This is a genomic window from Streptomyces sp. DSM 15324 (genome assembly GCF_001514285.1).
Classification (GTDB): domain Bacteria; phylum Actinomycetota; class Actinomycetes; order Streptomycetales; family Streptomycetaceae; genus Streptomyces.
In genome coordinates, this window is record NZ_KQ949042.1 from 38440 (window position 1) to 54607 (window position 16168).

15 protein-coding genes are annotated in these 16168 nt (G+C 71.8%); 10 read left to right on the forward strand and 5 right to left on the reverse strand.

The genetic code is table 11. From position 1 onward, the window contains the following. Positions 1 to 37: 37 nt before the first annotated feature. Together AQJ58_RS38970 and AQJ58_RS38975 are read right to left on the reverse strand one after the other, a co-directional pair. Positions 38 to 331 (reverse strand): MTH1187 family thiamine-binding protein, encoded by a 294-nt coding sequence (locus tag AQJ58_RS38970; RefSeq protein WP_067259226.1) that lies wholly within the window; start codon positions 329 to 331, stop codon positions 38 to 40. Then, entirely contained in the window at positions 328 to 681 is a 354-nt protein-coding gene (locus tag AQJ58_RS38975) for a DUF3817 domain-containing protein (protein ID WP_067259228.1), read from the reverse strand. Before AQJ58_RS38975 ends, AQJ58_RS38970 begins: the two co-directional genes overlap by 4 nt. Before the next feature lie 207 nt (positions 682 to 888). On the opposite strand from AQJ58_RS38975, the gene AQJ58_RS38980 reads away from it, so the two are divergent. The 4 genes from AQJ58_RS38980 to AQJ58_RS38995 all read left to right on the forward strand — a co-directional run bounded on the left by AQJ58_RS38980 (position 889) and on the right by AQJ58_RS38995 (position 3554). Next, complete coding sequence (locus AQJ58_RS38980) at positions 889 to 1521, forward strand: AIM24 family protein (RefSeq protein ID WP_067259230.1); 633 nt, start codon at positions 889 to 891, stop codon at positions 1519 to 1521. A gap of 1 nt (position 1522) precedes the next feature. Continuing rightward, positions 1523 to 2173 (forward strand): AIM24 family protein, encoded by a 651-nt coding sequence (locus AQJ58_RS38985; RefSeq protein ID WP_067259232.1) that lies wholly within the window; start codon positions 1523 to 1525, stop codon positions 2171 to 2173. 14 nt (positions 2174 to 2187) lie between these two features. Further along, positions 2188 to 2985 carry an AIM24 family protein gene (locus AQJ58_RS38990; RefSeq protein WP_107122268.1) on the forward strand — a complete coding sequence of 266 codons (798 nt, stop codon included), beginning with the start codon at positions 2188 to 2190 and terminating at the stop codon, positions 2983 to 2985. A gap of 92 nt (positions 2986 to 3077) precedes the next feature. Further along, on the forward strand, positions 3078 to 3554 hold the full coding sequence (locus AQJ58_RS38995; RefSeq protein ID WP_067259236.1) for a MarR family winged helix-turn-helix transcriptional regulator: 477 nt from the start codon (positions 3078 to 3080) through the stop codon (positions 3552 to 3554). A gap of 456 nt (positions 3555 to 4010) precedes the next feature. Here the strand turns inward: AQJ58_RS38995 and meaB are convergent, their stop codons facing one another. After that, a complete protein-coding gene (gene meaB, locus AQJ58_RS39000) occupies positions 4011 to 4967 on the reverse strand; it encodes a methylmalonyl Co-A mutase-associated GTPase MeaB (RefSeq protein ID WP_067259237.1) in 957 nt (318 codons plus the stop codon). Positions 4968 to 5014: 47 nt separating this feature from the next. Continuing rightward, a complete protein-coding gene (locus tag AQJ58_RS39005) occupies positions 5015 to 6226 on the reverse strand; it encodes an acetyl-CoA C-acetyltransferase (RefSeq protein ID WP_067259239.1) in 1212 nt (403 codons plus the stop codon). A gap of 151 nt (positions 6227 to 6377) precedes the next feature. On the opposite strand from AQJ58_RS39005, the gene mce reads away from it, so the two are divergent. The 5 genes from mce to AQJ58_RS39030 all read left to right on the forward strand — a co-directional run bounded on the left by mce (position 6378) and on the right by AQJ58_RS39030 (position 14491). After that, positions 6378 to 6818: a methylmalonyl-CoA epimerase gene (gene mce, locus AQJ58_RS39010; RefSeq protein ID WP_067259241.1), complete on the forward strand. Its 441-nt coding sequence runs from the start codon at positions 6378 to 6380 to the stop codon at positions 6816 to 6818. A 233-nt stretch (positions 6819 to 7051) separates the two neighbouring features. After that, on the forward strand, positions 7052 to 10933 hold the full coding sequence (gene scy / locus AQJ58_RS39015) for a polarized growth protein Scy (protein WP_067259243.1): 3882 nt from the start codon (positions 7052 to 7054) through the stop codon (positions 10931 to 10933). A 183-nt stretch (positions 10934 to 11116) separates the two neighbouring features. Further along, positions 11117 to 12055: a coiled-coil domain-containing protein gene (locus AQJ58_RS39020; RefSeq protein WP_067259245.1), complete on the forward strand. Its 939-nt coding sequence runs from the start codon at positions 11117 to 11119 to the stop codon at positions 12053 to 12055. A gap of 181 nt (positions 12056 to 12236) precedes the next feature. Then, a complete protein-coding gene (locus AQJ58_RS39025) occupies positions 12237 to 13616 on the forward strand; it encodes an ABC transporter ATP-binding protein (RefSeq protein ID WP_067259247.1) in 1380 nt (459 codons plus the stop codon). Next, positions 13613 to 14491 carry an ABC-2 transporter permease gene (locus tag AQJ58_RS39030; protein ID WP_067259248.1) on the forward strand — a complete coding sequence of 293 codons (879 nt, stop codon included), beginning with the start codon at positions 13613 to 13615 and terminating at the stop codon, positions 14489 to 14491. Before AQJ58_RS39025 ends, AQJ58_RS39030 begins: the two co-directional genes overlap by 4 nt. A gap of 24 nt (positions 14492 to 14515) precedes the next feature. On the opposite strand, the gene AQJ58_RS39035 is transcribed toward AQJ58_RS39030, so the two are convergent. Further along, a complete protein-coding gene (locus tag AQJ58_RS39035; RefSeq protein WP_067259250.1) occupies positions 14516 to 14866 on the reverse strand; it encodes an ATP/GTP-binding protein in 351 nt (116 codons plus the stop codon). Positions 14867 to 15088: 222 nt separating this feature from the next. Between AQJ58_RS39035 and AQJ58_RS39040 the strand changes: the two genes are divergently transcribed. Then, on the forward strand, positions 15089 to 16117 hold the full coding sequence (locus tag AQJ58_RS39040) for an LLM class flavin-dependent oxidoreductase (protein ID WP_067259252.1): 1029 nt from the start codon (positions 15089 to 15091) through the stop codon (positions 16115 to 16117). Positions 16118 to 16168: the final 51 nt, after the last annotated feature.

The window sequence follows — 16168 nt, forward strand, 5'->3', positions numbered from 1 at the left end:
CCCTTCACGGGGGGGGCGGCCGCGGGGAGGGGGCCGCTCAGTCGGCCAGGTGGCGCTCGACCGTCTCCACCTTCGACGTCAGACCGTCCGTCACTCCGGGGCGGATGTCGGCCTTGAGGACGAGGGAGACGCGCGGGGCGCGTTGCTCCACGGCGGCCACGGCGCGCCGGACGACGTCCATGACCTCGTCCCAGTCCCCCTCCACGGAGGTGAACATGGCGTCGGTGCGGTGGGGCAGGCCGGACGCGCGGACCACGCGGACGGCGTCGGCGACGTACTCGCCCACCTCCTCGCCGACGCCGAGCGGGGTGACGGAGAAGGCGACGATCACGCGTTCACCACGCCTTCCTTGCGGGCACGGGCGGCGAGGGCGGCGTCGACCGCGCTCTCGGCCTCGCGGCGCAGCCTGCGCTCGGCGAAGAAGCCGCCGGTCGGCAGGACGGAGAGGACGAAGTAGAGGGCGGCCGTCCGCAGGGACCACTTGGCGCGGTTCCAGGCGTCCGCCCAGAACAGCACGTACAGGACGAACAGGATGCCGTGGACCATGCCCATCACCGGCACCGCGTTGAAGTCCGTGGTCCGCTTCAGCACCGAGCAGACGAGCAGCAGCAGGAACGAGACGGCCTCCGGGGCGGAGACCAGTCGTAGGCGGCGGAGGGCGGAGGCGGTCTTCAGGTCCACGGGTCACCTTCGGGGGACATCAGGGGGACATCGGGGGGCTTCGGGGGGACTTCGGGTGGTTCAGGTCGGTCGGTTCGCTTGTGAACGCACGCACAAGGGTCCGTCCATTGTGGCAAACGGTCCCCCTAGGGGTGCGCTCAGGGTCGTTCTCCACCCACAGGTGCTGTTCGGCGCACCCGCGGGGCCGCTACCTTTCGCAGCGTGGCGATGTTCCGACTGCAAGGCAGCAAGGTGCTCGCCGTCGACATGACCGGGGACGCCGTGAAGGCGAAGAACGGCTCGATGGTCGCGTACGACGGTCAGATGGCCTTCAAGAAGCTCAGTGGCGGCGGTGAGGGGATCCGGGGGATGGTGACCCGGCGGCTCACCGGCGAACAGATGACCGTGATGGAGGTGAGAGGACAGGGGACGTGCTGGTTCGCCGACCGCGCCTCCGAGATCAACCTCGTCAGCCTCCAGGGGGACACGTTGTTCGTGGAGTCGAGCAATCTGCTCGCGACGGACGCGGGCCTGCGGACGGGGACGAGTTTCACCGGCCTGCGCGGCGCCTCCCAGGGCAACGGGCTGTTCACCACGACGGTGGAGGGGCACGGCCAGGCGGCCATCACCTCCGACGGACCGGCCGTCGTGCTGCGGGTCAGCCCGCAGTACCCGCTGACCGTCGACCCGGGCGCGTACATCGCCCACCAGGGGAACGTCCGTCAGTCCTTCCAGTCCGGTGTGACGTTCCGCACGTTCCTGGGTGAGGGCGGCGGCGAGGCCTTCCAGATCCGCTTCGAGGGGGACGGCCTGGTGTACGTCCAGCCGAGCGAGCGCAACACGATCGCGGGGGACGTCTGAGGTGACCTTCCGAGAGCTCAACTCCAAGATGATCGAGGCGACGGTCGTGCCGGGGCAGCGGCTGTTCAGTCAGCGCGGCGCCATGCTGGCGTACCGCGGCGAGGTCTCCTTCACCCCCAACCTGCAGGGCGGTCAGGGCGGTGTGATGTCCATGATCGGCAGACGGCTGGCCAACGAGGACACCCCGCTGATGACGGTCGAGGGCAGCGGCACGGTCTTCTTCGGGCACGGCGGCCACCACGTCCAGGTCATCCGGCTCACCGGCGACACCCTGTACGTCGAGGCGGACCGCCTGCTCGCCTTCGAGGGCACCCTCCAGCAGGGCACGATGTTCCTGGGCTCGCAGGGCGGCGTCATGGGCATGGTGCGCGGGCAGATCAGCGGCCAGGGCCTGTTCACCACCACCCTCAAGGGGCACGGCGCGGTCGCCGTGATGGCCCACGGCGGGGTCTTCGAGATCCCGATCACCCCACAGCGTCCCGTCCATGTCGATCCGCAGGCCTACGTCGCCCATCACGGCGACGTCCGCAACAAGCTGTCGACGGCGCTCGGCTGGCGGGACATGGTGGGGCGCGGTTCCGGCGAGGCGTTCCAGCTGGAGCTCAGCGGCAGCGGTGCGGTGTTCGTCCAGGCGTCGGAGGAGAAGCTGTGAGCCACCACCCGGGCATGGGCCCCGCCGGCCCCACCGTGTACGACCCGATGACCCTCCCGGTCGACGACAACGTCAACCACTACACCTTCTGCGTGGAACTGAAGGGGAGCCAGTGGTTCCTCCAGAAGGGGAAGATGATCGCCTACTACGGGTCGATCGATTTCAACGGCATCGGGCACGGCCGGCTGGACCGGCTGGTGCGCACCTCGTTCCATTCGCCTCTGCACGCGAGCGACTGGGTCGTGGCGGAGGGCTCGGGCAAGATGCTCCTCGCCGACCGGGCCTTCGACGTGAACTCGTACGACCTGGACGACGGCAACCTGACCATTCGCTCGGGCAATCTGCTTGCTTTTCAGCCAACTCTGTCCCTCAAGCAGTCGATCGTGCCGGGATTTCTCACGCTGATCGGAACCGGAAAGTTCGTGGCCGCATCCAACGGCCCGGTGGTGTTCATGGAACCTCCCCTCCGGGTGGATCCCCAGGCACTCGTCGGCTGGGCCGACTGCCCCTCCCCGTGCCATCACTACGACCACGGGTACATGACGGGTGTCATGGGCGGTCTACGTGCGCTGACGGGCCTCGGCGGGGCCTCCGGGGAAGAGCACCAGTTCGAGTTCGTCGGCGCCGGCACGGTGCTGCTGCAGTCGACCGAGACCCTCATGGCGGAGCAGGCCACGGGGACCGTTCCGCACGAGCCGGGGGTACCCGGAGGGGGCGGAATGCCCGGCGTCCCGGGTGGGCACGGCGGTCAGAGCGGTGTACCGCGCCTTCCCGGACAGCTGGGTGATCTCCAGCGTCGCTTCGGGCTGTGAGCGGTAGTCTGCGGAGTGTGACATCGAACGCGTGCGCACCGTCACACCACCCTCGCTAGTTCGCCTTTCAACATTTTAGGTAGACTTCACATATGGAGACCGAAACGGCCACGCGCTGGCTGACCGATGCGGAGCAGTGCGCCTGGCGCACCCACCTGGAGGTCAACAGGCTGTTGACGTACCAGCTCGAGAAGGACCTGCAGCCGTTCGGCCTGACCATGAACGACTACGAGATCCTGGTGAACCTCTCCGAGTCGGAGGACGTCCGGATGCGGATGAGCGACCTCGCGTCCGCCACCCTCCAGTCCAAGAGCCGTCTCTCGCACCAGATCACCCGCATGGAGAACGCGAACCTGGTCCGGCGCGAGAACTGCGAGTCCGACCGTCGCGGGCTCTACGCGGTCCTGACCGAGCACGGCATGGAGACCATGATGAAGGTCGCCCCGCACCATGTGTCATCCGTGCGGCGGCACTTCATCGACCTCCTCACCCCCGAGGCCCTCGCGGACCTCGACACGTCCCTGAAGCCGATCGCGGAGCACCTGCGCGGTCAGCGGGGACGCCCGTAACCACCCGCGCGACCGCCGGGCGGAGCCCGGACAGGGACGAAGCTCCGCCCGGCGGCGTTCGTCCGCGTTGACGGCCACGACGACGGCAGCCGGGAGACGGCACCGGGTGCCACTTCGGCGGCGCACAGGGCCAGTCCGAGTCCCGCCGTGAGCAGCGGCAGCCGTCAGCCGGGCGCGTCGCGCCAGGGCACGGCTCCGTGCGCCGGGGAGGTCACGAGGGCGGCCGTCCTCGCGTCCATCAGGAACGCGCCCATCAGGAACGCGCGAGCAGGGCCCGGCGACGAAGAGAAGTGCTCGGCGACGCCGTCGAGGCAGTGGGCGCGTCGGAGCAGCCCCGCGGAGCGCCCGGCAGGGGCTGCCCGGGCAGCGTGAAGACGGCGGTACCGCCGAACAGGGCCGGCACCCCTCGGCCACGGTGGACGAGCCCGAGCAGGGCGGCGCCCGCGTGACGAGGGCTCAGCTCGCGGTGAGGCCCGCGATCAGGGTGTCCGCCGCGCGGTAGGGGTCCAGTTCGCCCGCGACGATCCGGTCGGCCAGGGCGCCGAGGCGGTGGTCGCCGTGCAGGTCGCCGATACGTCGGCGCAGGGCCGTGACGGCGATCGTCTCGACCTCGTGGGCGGCGCGGGCACGGCGGCGCTCGGTGAGGACGCCGTGCTCCTCCATCCAGGCCCGGTGCTTCTCCAGGGCCTCGACCACCTCGTCGACGCCCTCGGCCCGGGAGGCCACCGTCTTGACGATCGGCGGGCGCCACTCCCCGGGCCTGCGGGGCTGGCCGAGGCCCAGCATGTGGTTCAGTTCCCGGGCGGTGGCGTCGGCGCCGTCCCGGTCGGCCTTGTTGACGACGTACACGTCGCCGATCTCCAGGATGCCGGCCTTGGCCGCCTGGATGCCGTCGCCCATGCCGGGGGCGAGCAGGACGACGCTGGTGTCCGCCTGGGAGGCGATCTCGACCTCCGACTGGCCGACGCCGACCGTCTCGACCAGGATCACCTCGCAGCCCGCTGCGTCCAGCACCCGGATCGCCTGCGGGGCGGACCAGGCGAGGCCGCCCAGATGACCCCGGGTGGCCATGGAGCGGATGTAGACGCCGGGGTCCGAGGCGTGGTCGGCCATCCGGACCCGGTCGCCGAGCAGGGCGCCGCCGGAGAACGGCGACGACGGGTCGACGGCCAGGACGCCGACCCGCCGGCCCTGTCGGCGGTACGCCGTCACCAGCGCGGACGTCGAGGTGGACTTGCCGACGCCCGGGGAACCGGTGAGGCCCACGACGTAGGCGTTGCCGGTGAGCGGAGCCAGGGCCGCCATGACCTCGCGGAGCTGCGGGGACGCCCCCTCCACCAGGGAGATCAGCCGGGCCACGGCCCTGGGTCGGCCTTCCCTGGCCTGGGCGACCAGCGAGGGGACGTCCTGCATCAAAGCTCCGTTCCGAAGGGGGTCTACCGCGTGCCCGGGCCGCGGGCTCAGGCCTTGGGCACGCGCACGATCAGCGCGTCGCCCTGGCCACCGCCGCCGCACAGCGCGGCCGCTCCGACACCGCCGCCGCGCCGCTTGAGCTCCAGGGCGAGGTGCAGCACGAGCCGGGCGCCGGACATGCCGATCGGGTGGCCGAGGGCGATCGCACCCCCGTTGACGTTCACCTTTTCCGTGGACACGCCGAGGTCCTTCATTGACTGGACCGCGACCGCGGCGAAGGCCTCGTTGATCTCGATGAGGTCGAGGTCGGCGACGCCGAGGCCCTCCTTCGCGAGGGCGTGCGTGATGGCGTTGGAGGGCTGGGACTGGAGCGAGTTGTCCGGGCCGGCCACATTGCCGTGGGCGCCGATCTCGGCGATCCAGGCGAGCCCCAGCTCCTCGGCCCTGGCCTTGCTCATCACGACAACCGCGGCTGCGCCGTCGGAGATCTGGGAGGAGGAGCCGGCGGTGATCGTGCCGTCCTTGGTGAAGGCCGGACGCAGCTTGCCCAGGGACTCGGCGGTGGTGTCGCCGCGGATGCCCTCGTCCTTGCTGAAGACCACCGGCTCGCCCTTGCGCTGCGGGATCTCGACCGGGGTGATCTCGGCCTCGAAGATCCCGTTCTTCTGCGCGGCGGCGGCCCGCTGGTGGGACAGCGCGGCGATCTCGTCCTGCTCGGGGCGCTGGATGCCGAGGCGCGTGTTGTGCTTCTCCGTGGACTCGCCCATGGCGATGTTCTCGAAGGCGTCCGTGAGACCGTCGTACGCCATGGCGTCGAGCATCTCGATCGCGCCGTACTTGTAGCCCTCGCGGGACTTCGGCAGGAGGTGGGGGGCGTTGGTCATGGACTCCTGGCCGCCCGCGACGACCACGTCGAACTCACCCGCGCGGATCAGCTGGTCGGCCAGCGCGATCGCGTCGAGGCCGGACAGGCACACCTTGTTGATGGTGAGCGCCGGGACGTTCATCGGGATGCCGGCCTTGACGGCGGCCTGACGGGCCGGGATCTGGCCCGCGCCGGCCTGGAGCACCTGGCCCATGATCACGTACTGCACCTGGTCGCCGCCGATCCCGGCGCGGTCCAGCGCGGCCTTGATCGCGAAGCCGCCGAGGTCGGCTCCGGAGAAGGACTTCAGCGAGCCCAGCAGCCGCCCCATGGGCGTGCGCGCGCCCGCGACGATCACCGAGGTCCTGCTGTTCGTTCCAGTAGATCCAGTCATGAGCTGCGATTCCCCTTACCGGCCTGCACGCGCCGAGGAGTGAACGAGGGTTTACTTCGAATGTACTGAGTGGCACTCCGTGCCGTCATCCGCCCTTCAGTGTGATCGCGCGCACGTTGCGTAACCACCTCCGCCGCGCTCCACTAACACCATGCTGACGCGAATCGACCACATCGGGATCGCCTGTCACGACCTCGACGCGACCGTCGAGTTCTACCGCTCCACGTACGGCTTCGAGGTGTTCCACTCGGAGGTCAACGAGGAGCAGGGTGTCCGGGAAGCCATGCTCAAGATCAACGAGACCTCCGACGGCGGCGCCTCCTACCTGCAGCTCCTGGAGCCGACCCGCCCGGACTCCACCGTCGCCAAGTGGCTCGACAAGAACGGCGAGGGCGTCCACCACATCGCTTTCGGTACGGCGGATGTGGACGCGGAGGCCGCGGACGTCCGCTCCAAGGGCGTACGCGTTCTGTACGAAGAGCCGCGACGCGGCTCCATGGGGTCACGAATCACCTTCCTGCACCCCAAGGATTGCCACGGAGTACTGACAGAACTGGTCACTTCGGCACCTGTTGAGTCACCTGAGCACTGACCCTCGTACATATGGGCCGGTAGGGTTGGGGGCGGTCGTCGCTCCACCAGGGCGGCCGGTCCTGCTGCCTTGGACGGCGGGACGTTGCCGGGGTCCGGGTTTCGGGGGACGAGCGTCGGGGCAGCAGCCCATGCTCCGTCGTTGATCTGACACCATTCCCCGGGGGCCCCGTTCGGCGGATGGACGGGAGCTCGTTCGGCAAGCTTGCGACCAGGGACGGATGGGACCGCGCAGTGCGGGGCTACGAGAGCCAGGAGCGGGAACCGGCGGCTGACGTCGACCACCTCACACGGTTCGAAGCCGAGATGAAGCGGCTGAAGACCGAGCGTGAGAAGGCGATCCAGCATGCCGAGGACCTCGGCTACCAGGTCGAGGTGCTGCGCGCCAAGTTGCACGAGGCGCGCCGCACACTCATGTCCCGGCCGTCCTTCGACGGCGGCGACCTCGGGTACCAGGCCGAACAGATGCTGCGCAACGCGCAGATGCAGGCCGACCAGTTGCGCCAGGACGCCGAACGCGAGCTGAGCCAGGTCCGCGCGCAGACCCAGCGCATCCTCCAGGAGCACGCCGAGCAGGCCGCCCGGCTCCAGGCGGAGCTGCACCAGGAGGCCGTCAGCCGCCGCCAGCAGCTCGACCAGGAACTGGCGGAGCGCCGGCAGACCGTCGAGTCGCACGTCAACGAGAACGTGGCGTGGGCGGAGCAGCTGCGGGCCCGTTCCGAGGCCCAGGCCCGCCGGCTGCTGGAGGAGTCGCGCGCCGAGGCCGAGCAGGCCGTGGCCGCCGCCCGCGCCGAGGCCGAACGAGTGGCGGCGGAGGCCCGCCAGCGGCTCCAGGCCGACGCGGAGCAGACCCGCGCGGAGGCCGAGCAGCTCCTGCTGCGCGCCCGCACCGACGCCGAGCGGCTGCTGAACGCCGCCTCCACCCAGGCCCAGGAGGCCACCGAGCACGCCGAGGCGCTGCGCTCCTCCACGGCGACCGAGTCGGACTCGGCGCGCCGCCAGGCGGGTGAACTGAGCCGGGCCGCCGAGCAGCGGATGGCCGAGGCCGAGGAGGCACTGCGCAAGGCGCAGTCCGAGGCCGAGAAGGTCGTCGCCGAGGCCAAGGCCGCCGCCGAGAAGGCCCTCGCGAGCGCCGAGGCCACCAACGAGCAGCGCACCCGTACGGCGAAGGAGCAGGTCGCCCGGCTGGTCACCGAGGCCAGCCAGGAGGCCGAGACCACCAAGGCGGACGCCGAGCAGATCGTCGCCGACGCCCGCGCCGAGGCCGAGAAGATCGTCGCGGAGGCCTCCGAGAAGGCCCGGACGATCACCGCCGAGGAGAGCGCCACCCAGCTGTCGAAGGCGGCCAAGACCGCCGAGGACGTCCTCAACAAGGCGCAGGAGGAGGCGCGGGGCACCACGAAGGCCGCCGCCGAGGAGGCCGAGCGGATCCGCCGGGAGGCGGAGAACGAGGCCGACCGGCTGCGCGCCGAGGCGCACGACATCGCCGAGCAGCTCAAGGGCTCCGCGAAGGACGACACCAAGGAGTACCGCGCCAAGACGGTCGAGCTCCAGGAGGAGGCCCGCCGGCTGCGCGGCGAGGCCGAGCAGCTGCGCTCCGACGCGGTCGCCGAGGGCGAGAAGATCCGCGCGGAGGCCCGCAGGGAGGCCGTCCAGCAGATCGAGGAGGCCGCCCGGTCGGCCGAGGAGCTGCTGTCCAAGGCGAAGGCCGACGCGGACGAGCTGCGGCAGAAGGCCACGGCGGACAGCGAGAAGGTCCGCACCGAGGCCATCGAGCGCGCCACCACCCTGCGCCGGCAGGCCGAGGAGACCCTGGAGCGCACCCGCGCCGAGGCCGAGCGCTCCCGCGAGGAGGCGGTGGAACTCGCCGAGACCATCACCTCCGGTGCCGAGCGCGCGGCGGAGGAGCTGCGCCAGGAGGCCGAGCGCGCGGTCGAGGCCCGGCAGGCGGAGGCCGCCGAGGAGCTGACCCGGCTGCACACGGAGGCCGAGTCGCGGCTGGCGTCCGCCGAGCAGGCGCTGACGGACGCGCGTGAGGAGGCCGCGCGGATCCGCCGCGAGGCCGCCGAGGAGACCGATCGGCTGCGCACCGAGGCCGCCGAGCGGATCCGCACACTCCAGCAGCAGGCCGCCGACGAGATCGACCGGCTGCGCACCGAGGCCGCGGCCGACGCGTCCGCCTCGCGGGCCGAGGGCGAGGCCGTCGCCGTACGCCTGAGGTCGGAGGCCGCGGCCGAGGCGGAACGGCTCAGGAGCGAGGCGCAGGACTTCGCCGACCGGGTGCGCGCGGAGGCCACGGCGGCCGCGGAGCGGCTGGCCGACGAGGCGACCGAGACGCTGGACGCCGCCCAGGAGGAGGCCGTCCGCCGGCGCCGCGAGGCCGAGGAACTCCTCGGCTCGGCCCGTCAGGAGGCCGACCAGGAGCGCGAGCGGGCCCGGGCGCAGTCCGAGGAGCTGCTGGCGTCGGCGCGCAACCGGGTGGAGGAGGCGCAGACCGAGGCGGTCCGGCTGGTCGAGGAGGCCGACCGGCGTTCCGGCGAGATGGTCGCCGCGGCCGAGCTCCACGCCCAGCAGGTCCGGGACTCCGTGAGCGGGCTGCACGAGCAGGCCCAGGAGGAGATCAACGGGCTGCGCTCGGCCGCCGAGCACGCCGCGGACCGCACCCGGCGGGAGGCCGAGGAGGAGGCGGACCGGGTCCGCTTGGACGCCTACGCCGAGCGGGAGCGGGCCAGCGAGGACGCGAGCCGGATCCGCCGCGAGGCGAACGACGCCGCCGAGGCGGCGCGGGAACTGGCCGAGCGCACGGTCGGCGAGGCGATCTCGGAGGCCGAGCGGCTGCGCGCGGAGTCGTCGGCGTACGCCCAGCGGGTGCGCACGGAGGCGTCGGACGCGCTGGCGGAGGCCGACCAGGCCGCGGCCCGCACCCGGGCCGACGCCCGCGAGGACGCCAACCGCATCCGGTCGGACGCGGCGACCCAGGCGGACACCCTCATCACCGAGGCCCGCAACGAGGCCGAGCGGCTCCAGACGGAGACCCTCGCCGAGGCGGAGCGGCTCACGGCCGACACGGCCGCGGAGGCCGAGCGGGTCCGTGCCGAGTCCGTCGCCCGCGCGGAGAAGCTGATCCAGGACGCGAGCGGCGACGCGGAGCGGCTGCGGGCGGAGGCCGCCCAGACGGTGGGTTCGGCGCAGCAGGCCGCCGAGCGGATCCGGCTGGAGTCGGAGCGGGTCAAGGCGCAGGCGGCGGCGGAGGCCGACCGCATGCTGAGCGTGGCCCGCGACGAGGCGGACGAGACGCTGGACGCCGCCCGCAAGGAGGCCAACAAGCGGCGTTCCGAGGCGGCCGAGCAGGTCGACACGCTCATCACGGAGACCACGGCCGAGGTCGACAAGCTGCTGACGGAGGCACAGGAGCAGGCGCTGCAGACCACCGCGGACGCGGAGACGCAGGCCGACTCGATGGTGGGCGCGGCCCGCACCGAGGCCGACCGGCTGATCGCCGAGGCGACGCGCGAGGGCAACACCCGTGTGGAGAAGGCCCGTACGGACGCGGACGAACTGCTCGTCGGCGCCCGCCGGGACGCCACCGCGATCAGGGAGCGCGCGGAGGAGCTGCGCGACCGCATCACCGCCGAGATCGAGTCGCTGCACGAGCGGGCCCGCCGTGAGGCCGCCGAGACGATGAAGTCGACCGGCGACCGCTGCGACGCGCTGATCAAGGCGTCCGAGGAGCAGCTGGCCAAGGCGCAGGCCAAGGCGAAGGAGCTGGTGTCGGAGGCCAACTCCGAGGCCGGCAAGGTCAGGATCGCCGCCGTGAAGAAGGCGGAGGGCCTGTTGAAGGAGGCCGAGCAGAAGAAGTCGGCGCTGATCAGGGAGGCCGAGGAGCTCAAGGCCGAGGCGATCCGCGAGGCGCGGCTCACGGTCGAGGAGGGCAAGCGCGAGCTGGAGGTCCTGGTGCGGCGGCGTGAGGACATCAACGCCGAGATCTCCCGGGTCCAGGACGTGCTGGAGGCGCTGGAGTCCTTTGAGATCCCGTCCGCGAACAAGGACGGCAGCATGCGGGCGGGGGCGAGCATCGGCGCGCCACGAGCGGGCGGGAAGACCTCTGACGGTTAGTGGAATGTGTGGATTGCGTTAAAGTCTGCCCCCTTACCCCGAGTTTTTGGCAAGGGGTGTGGGGTTCAGCCACCCAAAAGGGGTGTCATTCCTCAGATCAAACACGCATACGCTCGATGACACAGCGCTCCGGCCCCTAGGATTCCACCTATCACCTCACCGGTCTCATTCGACAGGAACCCCATGAGCGACACTTCCCCCTACGGCTTCGAGCTAGTGCGGCGTGGGTACGACCGCGCTCAGGTGGACGAACGGATCTCCAAGCTCGTCTCCGACCGTGACAGCGCTCTCGCCCGCATCACCGCTCTGGAAAAGCGCATCGAGGAGCTCCACCTCGAGACTCAGAACGCCCAGGCCCAGGTCACCGACGCCGAGCCGTCGTACGCCGGGCTCGGTGCGCGGGTCGAGAAGATCCTCCGCCTCGCCGAGGAGGAGGCCAAGGATCTGCGCGAGGAAGCCCGTCGCGCGTCCGAGCAGCACCGCGAGCTCGCCGAGTCGGCGGCCCAGCAGGTGCGCAACGACGCAGAATCGTTCGCTGCGGACCGCAAGGCCAAGGCGGAGGACGAGGGCGTCCGGATCGTCGAGAAGGCCAAGAGCGACGCGGCCCAGCTGCGCCAGGAGGCCCAGAAGGACGCGCAGTCGAAGCGTGAGGAGGCGGACGCCCTCTTCGAGGAGACCCGCGCCAAGGCCGCTCAGGCCGCCGCCGACTTCGAGACCAACCTGGCCAAGCGCCGCGAGCAGTCCGAGCGCGACCTCGCGTCCCGTCAGCAGAAGGCGGAGAAGCGGCTCGCGGAGATCGAGCACCGCGCGGAGCAGCTGCGCCTGGAGGCGGAGAAGCTGCGCACGGACGCCGAGCGCCGCGCCCGCCAGACCGTCGAGACCGCGCAGCGCCAGGCCGAGGACATCGTGGCCGACGCCAACGCCAAGGCGGACCGCATCCGTTCGGAATCCGAGCGCGAGCTGGCGGCGCTCACCAACCGCCGCGACAGCATCAACGCGCAGCTGACGAACGTCCGCGAGATGCTCGCCACGCTGACCGGTGCCGCGGTGGCCGCGGCCGGTGCCCCGGTCACGGACGACGAGCCGATCTCCCGCGGAGTGCCCGCCCAGCAGTCCCGGTAACCCTGGGGTACCCCGGCCGACCGTCGGACGAAGCCCGTTGCCAGCGGTGGCAGCGGGCTTCGTGGCGCGCCCGCGTGGTCGCGGCTTTCAGCTGGGCGGAACCGTCAGCGGCTCGATAAGCTCCTAACCCTTACGGGGGCGTGGTGCCCCGCTGTCCTGAACCTGTCGATGGGTGCGGAGCATGATCGAGGCAGTCGGCCTGACCAAGCGCTACGGCGACAAGACCGCTGTGTACAACCTTTCCTTCCAGGTACGGCCGGGTGCGGTCACCGGTTTCCTCGGGCCGAACGGCTCGGGCAAGTCGACGACGATGAGGATGATCCTCGGCCTGGACAACCCCACCTCGGGGAGGGTCACGATCGGCGGCTTCCCGTACCGCAGGCTGCCGAACGCGGCCCGCCAGGTGGGTGCGCTGCTCGACGCCAAGGCCGTGCACGGCGGCCGGTCGGCGCGCAGCCATCTGCTCTCCCTGGCCCAGCTCTCCGGCATCCCGGCCCGCCGGGTGGACGAGGTGCTCGGCGTGGTGGGGCTCCAGGACGTGGCGAAGCGGCGCTCCAAGGGCTTCTCGCTCGGCATGGGGCAGCGGCTCGGCATCGCGGCGGCGCTGCTCGGCGATCCGCAGGTGCTGCTGTTCGACGAGCCGGTCAACGGCCTCGACCCCGAGGGCATCCTCTGGGTGCGCAACCTGATGAAGGCGCTCGCGGCGGAGGGCCGTACGGTCTTCGTCTCCTCGCACCTGATGAGCGAGATGGCGCTGACCGCGGACCATCTGATCGTCATCGGGCGGGGTCAGCTGCTGTCCGACATGAGCGTGAAGGACTTCATCTCGGCCAACTCGGCGGACTTCGCGCGGGTCCGCACACCGCAGACCGAGCCGCAGCTCCGCGAGAAGCTCGCGGGGGCGCTGTCGGCGGCGGGCGGCCATGTCCTGCCCGAGCAGGACGGCGCCCTGCGGGTGACCGGACTGGCGCTGCCGCAGATCAGCGACATCGCCCATGACGCGGACGTACGGCTGTGGGAACTGTCGCCGCACCAGGCCTCGCTGGAGGAGGCGTACATGCGGATGACGCAGGGCGCCGTCGACTACCGCTCGACGACCGACGAGAAGGCCGGCCTCCAGCAGCCGCTGCCGCCCGGCGTCACGCCGCCGATGCCGGTCCCCGGCCAGGGCCAGCCCGGCTGGTACGCCCCGCCGCCCGCGCAGCACGGCTACGCCCCGCCGCAACCCGCCCAGCCGTACGGCCCCGGCTACGGCGCCCCCGCCGCGCCCCCGGCGCCCCACGGCGCCAACCCGTACGCCCAGGCCCCGGCGCCGGCGGCCCCGACGCCCGCCACCGCGCCCTCCCCGACGCCTTCCCCCGCGCCCTCCCCCACGGCGGACGCGTCGCGGGACCAGGCCCCGGCTGCGCCCGCCGCCCCCACGGCCCCGACGGCCCAGGCGACCCCGGCCGCCCCGCCCGCCTCCGCCGCGAGCCAGGGGCCCCTCGCCCCCGCCTCCCTCGCGAAGGCGCCCGCCGAACCCTTCGCCACCCCGACGACTCAGCCCGAGGACGCCCGATGAGCACCCCGCAGCACCCGGTCCCGCAGGCCGCCGCGCCCGGCTGGCAGGGGGCGCCCGGTCCCTCGTACGCCGTCCCGGGCTACACCTCGCCGATTCCCGTCGTACGCACGCACCTCGGGCACGCCGTCGCGTCCGAGTGGACCAAGATCCGGTCGGTGCGCTCGACGATGTGGACGCTCGGGGTGTTCGTGCTCCTCGTCGTCGGCATCGGGATGATGGTCGCGCTGATCGTCGACGCGAACGCCTCCGAGTCCGACCTCGCGGGCGACAGCCCCCTGTCGTTCGGCTTCTTCGGGGTGCTCCTCGGCAGCATGCCGATCATCACGCTCGGTGTCCTGACCACCGCCTCCGAGTACGGCACCGGCATGATCCGCACCACCATGGTCGCCTGCCCCTCGCGCGGCCGGGTCCTCGCCGCGAAGGGCATCGTGTTCTTCGCGATCGCGTTCGTGGTGACCCTGGTGTCCACGGGACTGGTCGCCATGGTGGACGCGGCGCTGTTCACCGAGGCGCGCGAGCCCTCGGGCGGCGAGTGGCTGAAGGCCACCGTCGGCGTGTCCCTCTACATCGCGCTGCTGGGACTGCTGTCCCTGGCCGTCGGCTCGATCATCCGCCACTCGGCGGGCGCCATCACCATCATGATCGGCCTGCTGCTGGCCCCGCTGGTCATCGCGATCTTCATGTTCTCCGAGTCCCTGCAGGACCTGCGCGAGGCCCTGTTCGAGTACTCGATCCCCAGCCAGCTCGGCGTCTGGTACTCCACTCAGCTCAGCGAGACCGGCCCCTCCGGCTGGGACCCGCTCTGGATCGCGCTCGGTGTCACGGCCGCCGCGCTCGCCGGTGCCTTCGCCCTGCTGGAGAAGCGGGACGTGTAGCCGTCCAGGTAGTCGGCAGGACCCTCAGAAGCGAGGCGCGTTACGGGACCGCTGCACCCCCGGGTTGCGGCGGTCCCGCGCGTTCCAGCAGGCCTTGTGCCAGTGCCGGCGGTCGTCGACGCCCGCGTGCTCGGGCCAGGCGACGACATGCGGCACGCCGTCCAGGATCATCTGGTCGCAGCCGGGGCACCGGTAGCTCTTGCCCTGCGCGCTCGCACCGGCCACGTGCCGTACGTTCCACTCCTCGCCCTGCCAGCTCACCGAGGACTGCCAGCCGCCGTACCGGCTCGCCCGGTCGTCCTCGGCGCTCCGGCCGGACGAGCCGGACGCGCCGGACGGATCGGCACCCTTGGGTCGGTTGCGACGCGGGGACACGGAACACCTCACGGGGCTATACAGGAAGCAGGGTTCCCGTCCAGCGTACGCGGCGTCGGCACGGGTACCCGGAAGGGACCGATCCCCACAAGTCCCCCTGCCCGGAACCCCATTCTGCAGACAATCGGCAAATCTCTCCGCCAGGCCGTGTCCTCGGCACGTGTCAGACGGTTATGCCGGGTGGGGGAGCTCCGTGTCGGAGCCAAGGAAGCAGGAAAGTCCATGCGCGTTGGTAGTTTCGTGTTGGGTGCCCAGTTCCCCGGGCAGGGCCAGGGAGAGGCACTGCACCGCGCGGTCCGCTCCGCCGAGGTCGCCGAGGAGTCGGGCCTCGACTCGGTCTGGCTGGGCGAGCACCACTTCGTGCCGTACGGCACCTGCCCGTCGGCGGTCACACTCGCCGCGCTGCTGCTCGGCCGCACCCGGCGCATCCGGGTCGGCACCGCGGTGAGCGTCCTGCCCACCGTGCACCCCGTCGCCCTCGGCGAACAGGCCGCGCTGCTGCATCTGACGAGCGGCGGCCGGTTCTCGCTGGGCGTGGGCCGCGGCGGGCCGTGGATCGATCTGGAGGTCTTCGGATCGGGCCTCGCGGCGTACGAGTCGGGGTTCCCCGAATCACTCGATCTGCTGGTGCGCTGGCTGCGCGAGCCGTCCGTGGGAGCCGACGGCGAGCGCTTCCGCTTCCGTGAAGTCCCGGTCGTCCCCCGCCCGTCGGAGGCGCTGACGGACACCGGGGGGCCGGAGGTGATCGTGGCGTGCACCTCGTCGGCGAGCGTCCGGCTGGCCGCCGAGCGCGGGCTGCCGATGCTGCTCGGGATGCACGTCGGGGACGAGGAGAAGGCGGAGATGGTCGCCCTGTGGCGGCAGCACGCCCGCGCGGCGGGGCGCTCCGGCGACGAGATGCGGGCCGCGGCCCATGTCTCGGCGGGCGTCTGCCAGCTCGCGGACCGGCGCACGGACGCGGTGGAGACCCTCGTGAAGGCGATGCCGGGCTGGCTGCGGCAGGGGCTCGACGCCCATGTCACGGTCGACGGCCGTCCCCGCTCCATGCGGGACCCGGTGGCGTACACCGAACTGCTCTGCGCCCTGCACCCGGTGGGCACCCCGCAGCTGTGCGCCGACCGTCTCGCGGCGACCTGCGAACGGACCGGCATCTCGCGCTTCGCCCTGCTCGTGGAGGGCTCGGGCGACCTGGCGGCCACGGAGGAGAACGTCCGGCGGCTGGGCGCCGAGGTGCTCCCCCACCTGCGCTGAACGGGGCGGGACGGCCGGGAGCTTGCCGCTCCGGTACTGATCGCACCTCCT

Excerpts from the sequence above, each read along its gene's own strand:
- AQJ58_RS39020 (WP_067259245.1), top strand. The coding sequence starts at position 11,117 with ATGAGCGACACTTCCCCCTACGGCTTCGAGCTAGTGCGGCGTGGGTAC.
- meaB (WP_067259237.1), bottom strand. The coding sequence starts at position 4,967 with ATGCAGGACGTCCCCTCGCTGGTCGCCCAGGCCAGGGAAGGCCGACCC.
- AQJ58_RS39025 (WP_067259247.1), top strand. The coding sequence starts at position 12,237 with ATGATCGAGGCAGTCGGCCTGACCAAGCGCTACGGCGACAAGACCGCT.
- AQJ58_RS38990 (WP_107122268.1), top strand. The coding sequence starts at position 2,188 with ATGGGCCCCGCCGGCCCCACCGTGTACGACCCGATGACCCTCCCGGTC.
- AQJ58_RS38980 (WP_067259230.1), top strand. The coding sequence starts at position 889 with ATGTTCCGACTGCAAGGCAGCAAGGTGCTCGCCGTCGACATGACCGGG.
- AQJ58_RS39040 (WP_067259252.1), top strand. The coding sequence starts at position 15,089 with ATGCGCGTTGGTAGTTTCGTGTTGGGTGCCCAGTTCCCCGGGCAGGGC.
- AQJ58_RS38995 (WP_067259236.1), top strand. The coding sequence starts at position 3,078 with ATGGAGACCGAAACGGCCACGCGCTGGCTGACCGATGCGGAGCAGTGC.
- AQJ58_RS39030 (WP_067259248.1), top strand. The coding sequence starts at position 13,613 with ATGAGCACCCCGCAGCACCCGGTCCCGCAGGCCGCCGCGCCCGGCTGG.
- mce (WP_067259241.1), top strand. The coding sequence starts at position 6,378 with ATGCTGACGCGAATCGACCACATCGGGATCGCCTGTCACGACCTCGAC.
- AQJ58_RS39005 (WP_067259239.1), bottom strand. The coding sequence starts at position 6,226 with ATGACTGGATCTACTGGAACGAACAGCAGGACCTCGGTGATCGTCGCG.